The sequence below is a fragment of the Oleiphilus sp. HI0043 genome, assembly GCF_001634935.1.
In genome coordinates this window covers 1-275 of sequence record NZ_LWEY01000927.1, presented here as the reverse complement: position 1 = coordinate 275, position 275 = coordinate 1, and the positions used below count along the sequence as shown (strand labels likewise).

Sequence of the window (275 nt, the reverse complement as noted above, 5' to 3'; positions counted from 1 at the left end):
CTTTATCATTTTCCTTTAGACGCACAAGCCGATATCAATTTGGATAAATACTTTAAACAGCTCGCTGTTGAAGCAGGTTCACACGAGCTAGAGCTTGAGATTAATGGTCGCCCTCTTAAAGCGCTACGGCACGCTGACGATGTTGTTTGGTTTACATTTTCCGAGCTTTGCGATGGACCTAGAAGCCAGAATGACTACATTGAGATCGCAAGAGAATTTCACGCAGTGATCGTGAGTAACGTCCCTCAGATGAGTATCGATACAGATGATCAGGC

General features: G+C 44.4%; 1 protein-coding gene. It reads left to right on the top strand.

What is annotated here, in order from left to right:
• On the top strand, positions 1-275 hold a 275-nt coding region (gene zapE, locus A3729_RS10305; protein ID WP_156497875.1), incomplete at both ends, for an AFG1/ZapE family ATPase.